Source organism: Thermosynechococcus sp. Uc (genome assembly GCF_029335995.1).
Classification (GTDB): Bacteria; Cyanobacteriota; Cyanobacteriia; order Thermosynechococcales; family Thermosynechococcaceae; genus Thermosynechococcus.
The window spans coordinates 1-8,950 of record NZ_JARJMS020000018.1; the positions used below are offsets into that span (position 1 = coordinate 1).

The window sequence follows — 8,950 nt, forward strand, 5'->3', positions numbered from 1 at the left end:
TACCAAGCGGAAACCCTCGCAGCGGTGCGTTCCGGATCTGCAACACCCACTCCCTAGAGACAGCGGGGATCTTTAAGACTTGCCTTTTGAGGAGAACGGGGAAACCAAAAGGCAGTGCGCTGGCAAATATTAACGAGCATGAGCATGACGGGTACCTCGATAAGAACGCCCACGACTGTTGCCAAGGCTGCACCTGAATTGAGGCCAAAAAGGGTAATTGCCGTCGCGATCGCCACCTCAAAGTGATTGCTGGCACCAATCATAGCTGCTGGCGCTGCATCTTCATAGTCTAGGCGCAGTTGCCATGCCGCCAAATACCCTAGCCAAAAAATTACATTTGTTTGCACAAACAGAGGAAGAGCAATCAAGAGGATATGGAAGGGCGACTCAACAATAAGATCCCCCTTAAAGGCAAATAGCAGAATTAGGGTGATTAGGAGAGCCGTGATAGCAATGGGATCCAGAAATGGCAGAAACCGTTTTTCAAACCACTCTTGCCCCCGATGGCGCAAAATCCAATGGCGACTATACACCCCAGCCACAAGGGGTACTCCTACATAGACTAGCACTGAGAGAAGGATGGTCGGCCAAGGCACGGTCAAATCACTGGCGGCAAGCAAAAATCGACCCAACGGCGCATAGAGAAAGAGCATTGTTAAGGAGTTAATGGCCACCATCACCAACGTCAGTCCTTGATTGCCATAGGCTAAGTACCCCCACATCAGCACCATTGCTGTGCAGGGGGCAATGCCCAGCAAAATCGTGCCGGCAATATAGGAATCTGCTAGGGGAATCACTTGCCCGCGAATGATCTCTGTTCCCCTGAGCCATGGCTGGAAGAGATAGCCCAGAAAAAACTGGGCAATCCAGAGCATTGTGAAGGGCTTGATCCCCCAGTTGACAATCAATGTCAGTAATACGGGTTTAGGGGTACGGAAGGCTCGATCGATCTGGCTGAAGTCAATTTTCACCATGATCGGGTACATCATGAAGAATAAACAGATAGCGATCGGCACAGACACTTGGTAAAGACTCAATCGATCCAGCGTTGTGGCAACTTCTGGAAACAGTCGCCCCATCAAGATGCCTGCAACAATGCAGAGCATGACCCACAAGGTCAAGTAGCGTTGAAAGACATTTAGGCGTGCGCAGGCTTTTTCTGACATTGAAACTCCACCAATTGCATGAGTAAATCCAAAAGTACGGAACGATTGTTTGAGAAGCTAGAAAAAAGGGAAGAAATGTCGTGTTCTACCCTTAAAAAGTAGAAAAACAATGAAGTTATCATGGCGTCTTGCAAAGCTATTGTCAAGTTTATTCTCAATTACCGCGACCCTTGCGACTCTCCTGTTTTCAACTTACAACTACACCTTAAAATTTGACTGACGGATGTTTTCAGCCCCAGCTTGAACAGTATGAGAGCCTTGTTTTATCGGCCAAATGAATTGGGAACGCAAAGAGGCATGGCAGCTCAAGGATGGTGGGCTTCAACCGTGAGACTCAACCCTAACACGGATTGTCCTAAAGGCTTCTCAGTGAGTGATTCTTGCCAAGGGAGGACAGGCGCGATCGCAAGCGGGAGTGTAGGATAGGGAAGGCGTCATTCAAACTGTTTCGCTGCGTTATCCCTATGCCTCGTCGTACTGATATTTCAAAAATTCTTATCATTGGTTCGGGTCCCATTGTAATTGGCCAAGCCTGCGAATTTGACTATTCGGGAACCCAAGCCTGTAAGGCATTGCGCGAGGAAGGGTACGAGGTAATCCTTATCAACTCTAACCCCGCCACGATCATGACGGATCCGGAGACGGCTAATCGCACCTACATTGAACCGCTGACACCCGACATGGTGGAAAAGGTGATTGCTGCAGAACGTCCCGATGCCCTGTTGCCGACAATGGGGGGACAAACGGCACTCAACCTGGCGGTGGTGCTGGCTAAATCCGGTGTCCTCGATCGCTATGGCGTGGAACTGATTGGCGCTAAGCTGCCGGCCATTGAAATGGCTGAGGATCGCAAGCTTTTTAAGGAAGCCATGCAGCGAATCGGCGTGGCAGTGTGTCCCTCCGGCTTGGCCAATACCCTCGAAGAGGCACAGGCGATCGCCCACGAGATTGGGGTTTATCCCCTGATTATTCGCCCCGCCTTTACCTTGGGGGGCAGCGGTGGCGGCATTGCCTACAACCAGGAGGAATTTGAAGAAATTGCTGCTGCGGGTCTCGATGCCAGTCCTGTCTCGCAAATTCTTATTGAGCAGTCCCTCATTGGCTGGAAAGAATACGAACTGGAAGTGATGCGGGATATAGCCGATAACGTGGTCATCATCTGCTCCATTGAGAACCTTGACCCCATGGGCATTCACACGGGGGACTCGATCACGGTTGCACCCGCACAAACCCTGACGGACAAAGAATACCAACGACTGCGGGATGCGGCCATTAAAATCATTCGCGAGATTGGCGTAGAAACCGGCGGCTCAAACATTCAGTTTGCCGTCAATCCCGAAACCGGGGAAGTGATCGTCATTGAAATGAATCCCCGCGTCTCTCGCTCTTCGGCATTGGCTTCTAAGGCAACCGGCTTTCCTATTGCCAAAATAGCGGCCAAATTGGCGGTGGGCTACACCCTGCCAGAAATCCCCAATGATATTACCAAGAAAACGCCCGCTAGCTTTGAACCCACGATTGACTATGTGGTCACCAAAATCCCCCGCTTTGCCTTCGAGAAGTTCCCAGGGTCACCGCCAGTGCTGACTACGCAAATGAAGTCTGTGGGGGAAGCCATGGCCATTGGCCGCACCTTCCAAGAATCACTGCAAAAAGCCCTGCGATCGCTAGAAATTGGCCGCGCCGGCTGGGGGTGCGATCGCCCCGAAAAACTGCCTAGCCTAGAGCAACTGCGGGGGAAACTGCGCACACCCAATCCAGAGCGTATTTTTGCCATTCGCCACGCTTTTCTTCTGGGGATGACCGTTGAAGAGATTTACGAGCTGACAGCCATTGATCCGTGGTTTTTACGCCAGATGCAGGGACTTCTAGAAACGGAAAAATTCCTTAAACGCAGCAAACTAGAGCAACTCACGGCTGATGATCTGTGGCGGGTAAAGCAACAGGGCTTTAGCGATGCCCAAATTGCCTATGCCACCAAAACTAGCGAGGATCAGGTGCGAGCCTATCGCCAATCCCTTGGCGTTGTTCCAGTCTATAAAACAGTGGACACCTGTGCCGCAGAGTTTGAGGCCTACACCCCCTACTACTATTCCACCTATGAGCGGCCGGTGGAGCAAATTAACCCCGATACCGGCGATGTCGAATTACTGCCCCCCCAATCGGAGGTATTGCCCCCCCGCAAACCTCGGGTGATGATTCTTGGATCGGGGCCGAACCGCATTGGTCAAGGGATTGAATTTGATTACTGCTGCTGCCATGCCTCCTACGCACTGCGAGCCGATGACTATGAAACCATCATGGTCAACTCCAACCCTGAAACGGTTTCCACCGACTACGACACCAGCGATCGCCTCTACTTTGAACCCCTGACCAAGGAAGATGTTCTCAACATCATTGAAGTGGAGCGCCCCGTTGGCATCATTATTCAGTTTGGGGGGCAAACACCTCTGAAACTCGCCTTACCCCTCCAGCAGTACCTCGCCACCCATGGCGATCGCCTAGGAACGCAAATCTGGGGTACGTCTCCTGACGCCATTGATATTGCCGAAGATCGCGAACGCTTCGAGAAGATTTTACGGGAGCTGAATATCCCCCAACCCCCCAATGGTACGGCTCGCAGCTATGCCGAAGCCCTGAGGATTGCCCAGCGCATTAGTTACCCAGTGGTGGTGCGCCCCAGTTATGTCCTTGGCGGTCGAGCCATGGAAATTGTCTATTCCGATGCTGAATTGGAACGCTACATGAACGAAGCGGTTCAGGTGGAGCCAGAGCGACCAATCCTCATTGATAAGTATCTGGAAAATGCCATTGAGGTGGACGTGGATGCCATTGCCGATACTACGGGTACCGTGGTCATTGGCGGAATTATGGAGCACATTGAACAAGCGGGGATTCACTCTGGGGACTCCGCCTGTAGCTTGCCCACTCAATCCCTTTCTCCCACTGTGTTGCAGACCATCCGCACCTGGAGTATTGCCCTCGCCAAGGCGCTGAAGGTGGTGGGGTTAATGAACCTACAACTGGCAGTTCAAGGGGAGCAGGTCTATATTTTGGAGGCCAACCCGCGGGCATCGCGCACTGTGCCCTTTGTCTCAAAGGCAATTGGCGTCCCCCTTGCTAAAATTGCTGCCCGCCTAATGTCAGGAAAAACCCTCGCGGAACTCAATTTCCTTGATGAGAAAATTCCCAACCATGTCGCCGTCAAGGAAGCTGTTCTGCCTTTTGAAAAATTTGCCGGCACCGATACGGTGCTAGGACCAGAGATGCGCTCTACTGGTGAGGCAATGGGGATTGATATGACATTTGGTGCTGCCTATGCCAAGTCCCAATTGGCGGCCAATCAAAGGTTACCTTTGAAGGGAACGGTCTTTGTGTCGATGAGCGATCGCGACAAGACAGCAATTGTGCCCGTAGTGCAGGAGTTGCAGTCCCTCGGCTTTCGGATTATCGCCACCGAAGGAACCCGCAATGCCTTGCTCGAGGCGGGTCTGCGCAACATTGAACTCATCCTCAAGCTCCATGAAGGCCGCCCCCATGTGCTCGATGCCATCAAAAATGAGCAAATTCACCTCATTCTCAATACTCCCTCCGGTCAAGAAGCCCGCACCGATGCTCTCCTGATTCGCCGCACTGCCCTTGCCTATAAAATTCCCTTGGTGACAACGATCGCGGGGGCAAAGGCAACGGCTGCTGCCATTAAAACTCTGCAAACCTCAACCCTCAGTGTGCGAGCACTTCAGGACTACCATCGGGCAGAGTGCTAAAAAATAATGGTGAGCCGCAGCGAGTCGGTGTATAGACCGGGAGTAACCCACTGCTGGGCAGGAATGCGACCGTAAATCGTCAGCGTATTGAGAACATTGTTGCCGGGAATAAAAGGCCCCTGTTGCTGAGTACCCTCTGTGCCATCGCCCCAAATGAGGCTGCGGTTGGCATCGAGGTAGAGATTATAGTTTAGGCGATCGCTCCCATTGCTCATTTGTCGCGGTGTAAAACTATTGCTGCCCCCTTGGCTCAGTTGAATCGTCACCGGGCGGTTACGCCCCCTGCAGATCAACTGGACTTGACCCGTTGTATCTAGGGGAACCGGCGAAAAAGGATCATAGGTACCAAAGTTTAACCCAGTCACACGTAGAAATTGGCAGCCTCTCCCTTGAGCATGTGCGGCTGCCCAACACCCAAGGAAATTGAGGCCAGTGATGAGTCCTATCGCGGTAATTCGGGCAATGAACATGAGACTTCCCCTACATCCGTAAAGAGATCCTCACTCGGGGGCAATGTCAGTTGGAACGTACAGCTCAGTTGCTCGTAGGCCACCTCAGTGGTGTAGGTTCCTGCTTCTAGGGTATCAAAGTAAAATTCTCCCCTTGGCGAGAGGGGCGATACAATTTTTTCTCCGTTGCGGTTGAGGGTAAGTTGTCCCAAATTGGGGATGATCCGCTCACTGCCCCGTAAAATGATGACTCGGCCAACATAGTTGCGACTAGGGCGAACCTCAAATCGGGCGATCGCTCCCCCACGAAAGGGCGGGGCAATCAACAACTCCGTGCGGCCAATGGCAAAATTAATAGGAATATCCTGCTCCTCAATTCGTAAAACATTGCCGTAGTAGGGCAGTAAGTCTGGAACCAGAATTTTACCTTGACGATTCGTGCGACCAATTTCCTGATTACTTAAGTAGGTGCGCACCCCTGCCACATTGGGAACCTCCACTAAGGCAAAACTTCCTTGTACCGGTCGCGTGGCAAAAACTTGACCGCCAATGGTGACCAAGCCTCCCTCTGCCACCACCTGCGCATAGCCAGTATCCCCCGCCTGGGTGTAGCCAATCTGATAGCGACCCCAAGGGGCACTGTAAAAGAGCCTGCCACTGGCAAAAACCTGTTCATTAGTCTGAAGTAGCTGCCCCTGATAACCATAGCCGACGCCCACGGGGAGCGATCGCGAGACATTGAGGAAAAACCCCTGCTGATTTCCCTGGTGCTGCCAGCCGGTGTTAATCGTTACCGCATTGTTCAGGAAGTAGTTAAACGTAACACTGACTTGATTCACTGGCTGATCACCGCCAGACCACAAACGCGACCCTTGGAGGTATAAACTTAGATTGCGATGGAGTTGCACTTGAGCTAGGATTTTTGCCTGTTGTCGCACCACCTGATCGCGGGGATTGGTAAAAAAATACTGGCCACTAATTGTTACCCGTGACCCCAGACTCAGAGTGGCATTGGCAAAGGCTTCTAACTGCGGGCGATCGTCCCCCAAAGCTAAGCCAGTATTGACATAATTGCCACTGAGCAGGCGCACCCCACCGCCAAAAGCCAGCTGCCGCCCCAGATAGTTGTAGCTGACAGCAATCCCACTGCCCCATTTTCCCTCAGTGGTACTCACCGCCGCCGCCATATCCAGCGTGCCAACGGGAATTGCGGTACTCAAGTTCAAGCCCGCATTCAAGAGATCGCCATTGCCCTCAAGACGTGCCCCCAATGTCAAGTTATTCAAAATCCCCTGCCGATAGGCCGCCAACAATTGCACCCGGTTCCCGTAGCTGAAATTATCCCTGCCAAAATTTTCCCGCTCAACACCAGCAGCCACAATAAACTCTGATAGTCCAGGCCGCAGTAACATAGACGACCGGACAAAATTGCGGCTAAAGACCTGTTGATTCCCTTCAACATCCGTCACCACCATCCGCAACTGATTAAAGCCACCAAAGGCAGGCAAATTTTTGAGAATAAAAGGCCCCGGTGGCAACGTCACTTGCCGAGTCAGCACATTATTTAAGTAAATTTCTGCCCTGCTGGGGGTGGTTACCTCGCCCCGAAAGTCAAAAGCGGGCTGACGAATTAAGTAAGGGCTAAGGCCAAAGTTGCGCTCCCAAACAATGCCGCCCCACAGGCCACCTCCCCCCAACGGATCACTCCTGATAAATGCATCCCCCAAGGTCAAGGTGGTGAGATGGCGCCGATGATTCAATGTAAAGGTGGTAAGTCCCCGCTGGAGATTGCCATCAGCAGTCAGTCCCAGTGTTGAGGTGAGGGCATTGCCACCAAAACTAATTGCCACTTCACTGGCAGCTGTCAATTGTTCAAAGTTATCCCAAGAAACCCTGTAGTTCAGGTAGGCACTCAAGGCCTGGCTGTAGCGAGTCCCCGGCGGTTCATTGCTCGGGTTAAAGTCAATAACCGTTTGTGGTAGTTGTGCGGCCTCCACCTGTAACCGTAAGACTAGGTTGGCATCATCCCGCTGGAATGTAATGTTTGCTGCCAACGACCGTAAGGAGACGTGCTCAATTCCTTGGATGATTTCGCGGCGACCCCCAATTTCCCTCAGACCAGCATTCACTAGATCCTCCAGAGGGATGAGCACATCCTCGCCACGCACCAAAACAATCACATCCCCCTTCGTCACGCGATTCACCTCAAGGGTATAAATGGCAGAGATTTCTGCTTGGGCATAGACCGAGGTAGCCATCAGAAGGCTACTGAGCGCAAACACCCTTGGGAGTGGAAATTTCAGTTGTAAGGGAAGGATTGGTACTGACGGACTGTACTTTGACTTGGCGCACTTGAGCGCAGTTGGCCTGCGGCAGAGGAATATTCCTAAAGGGGCGATCGCGATCGGCCAAAACATACACAGAATCTAGCGTCCGCTCGAAAACAACCCTGCCCTGCTCATTTAACCCCTGTACGGTGAGGCCAAGGGTTTGAATGTGAACATTGCCACGATTGCGCAGTACAAAACTTAATTTGCCCCCTTCAACGCGACCATTCACAATCTCGCCTTGGCGTTGAATATTGGCTGGTTGAACAAAAATTGGTAGGCTCAGGGTCTTGATAATGCGAATGGCAGCCCCTTTAGTTTCTGGCACATTGGGTGGGGGTAGTTCTATCACCAAGAGGCGATAAGTTTGCTCTTCCGTGGTTGCGGGTTGCCGTACCCCAACTCGTAAATTCCGCTGTTCTCCCGGCGGTACCGACAGTAAGACGGGAAAAGCTACGACATTGCCATCACTTTCCGTTAGCTCCTCTTGACCGTCGGCGGTTTGCTGCCAGCGGCGGACACGAATCTCAAAGTTAATCGGCACCTGCCCCGTATTTGTTAGGGTCAACAATACTGTTCGCTGCCGCGGTGAGAGGAATACCTGCACCGCATTGAGATAAAACTCTGAGGATTGTGCCCCTCCCCTTGAAGTCATGCCAAGGGCAATAAGAGCAGCCAGCAGCGTAAACCGCCATCCGAAGGGAAAGCGCATGCTAGAACGAAACAGTTACTTCAACCGTATCGCTATAAGTACCAGCTGTCAGTTGCTCTAGGATATCTGCTGGTAAGCTACTTCCTGCTGGAATCCGACCGTAGATAGAAAAGCTTTTGATGGCAGCGTTGGATGCTGTGTACTGAACCTCACTAGAAGCATCACAGCCCCAAACTGCAGTTGCTGCAGAATCTTTGTATAGCCCATAGGGAAGACGTGCATCGCCGTTGGCCATCTGGCGCGCAGGACTTGTACAGGAGGATCCTGTGGCAGGGTGGAGTCCCTCACTCAGCTTAATGCTTGCTTGGGTGCCGCGCAAGCACCTGATGCTGACTTGACCTGTCGCATCTAGAGGTGTAGCCTCATGGGCACCCAAAGGATCATAGGTACCAAAATTGATATTTTGAGTACCCGTAATTTTACAGGCATTTTTAACGTTGGCTTGAATTTGGATGTTTGCTGTTTGTGGCGAAGTTTGCGCTTTAGCTGTCTGTGCCATTAATAGAGGCAGGACTCCGCCCACAGCGGT

Annotated in this window: 6 protein-coding genes; 1 reads left to right on the forward strand and 5 read right to left on the reverse strand. The window is 52.0% G+C overall.

Features of this window, described 5'->3' with window-relative positions:
* Positions 1-53: 53 nt before the first annotated feature.
* Complete coding sequence (arsB, locus tag P3X23_RS02040; RefSeq protein WP_300872664.1) at positions 54-1,166, reverse strand: ACR3 family arsenite efflux transporter; 1,113 nt, start codon at positions 1,164-1,166, stop codon at positions 54-56.
* A 464-nt stretch (positions 1,167-1,630) separates the two neighbouring features.
* Between arsB and carB the strand changes: the two genes are divergently transcribed.
* Positions 1,631-4,933, forward strand: coding sequence for a carbamoyl-phosphate synthase large subunit (gene carB, locus P3X23_RS02045; RefSeq protein ID WP_300872666.1), 3,303 nt, complete (start codon positions 1,631-1,633; stop codon positions 4,931-4,933).
* Here the strand turns inward: carB and P3X23_RS02050 are convergent.
* The 4 genes from P3X23_RS02050 to P3X23_RS02065 all read right to left on the reverse strand — a co-directional run.
* Complete coding sequence (locus P3X23_RS02050; RefSeq protein WP_300872668.1) at positions 4,930-5,403, reverse strand: spore coat U domain-containing protein; 474 nt, start codon at positions 5,401-5,403, stop codon at positions 4,930-4,932. The two genes, carB and P3X23_RS02050, sit on opposite strands and share 4 nt — an antisense overlap.
* The gene (locus P3X23_RS02055) at positions 5,376-7,640 is read right to left on the reverse strand and encodes a fimbria/pilus outer membrane usher protein (protein WP_300872670.1); all 2,265 of its coding nucleotides are present in this window, start codon (positions 7,638-7,640) and stop codon (positions 5,376-5,378) included. Before P3X23_RS02055 ends, P3X23_RS02050 begins: the two co-directional genes overlap by 28 nt.
* 7 nt (positions 7,641-7,647) lie before the next feature.
* Complete coding sequence (locus P3X23_RS02060; protein WP_300872672.1) at positions 7,648-8,421, reverse strand: molecular chaperone; 774 nt, start codon at positions 8,419-8,421, stop codon at positions 7,648-7,650.
* A 1-nt stretch (position 8,422) separates the two neighbouring features.
* On the reverse strand, positions 8,423-8,950 hold a 528-nt coding region (locus tag P3X23_RS02065; protein WP_300872674.1), incomplete at its 5' end, for a spore coat U domain-containing protein.

What these genes read in the sequence shown, in the direction of transcription:
- arsB (WP_300872664.1), bottom strand. Translation starts at nt 1,166, where the DNA reads ATGTCAGAAAAAGCCTGCGCACGCCTAAATGTCTTTCAACGCTACTTG.
- carB (WP_300872666.1), top strand. Translation starts at nt 1,631, where the DNA reads ATGCCTCGTCGTACTGATATTTCAAAAATTCTTATCATTGGTTCGGGT.
- P3X23_RS02050 (WP_300872668.1), bottom strand. Translation starts at nt 5,403, where the DNA reads ATGTTCATTGCCCGAATTACCGCGATAGGACTCATCACTGGCCTCAAT.
- P3X23_RS02055 (WP_300872670.1), bottom strand. Translation starts at nt 7,640, where the DNA reads ATGGCTACCTCGGTCTATGCCCAAGCAGAAATCTCTGCCATTTATACC.
- P3X23_RS02060 (WP_300872672.1), bottom strand. Translation starts at nt 8,421, where the DNA reads ATGCGCTTTCCCTTCGGATGGCGGTTTACGCTGCTGGCTGCTCTTATT.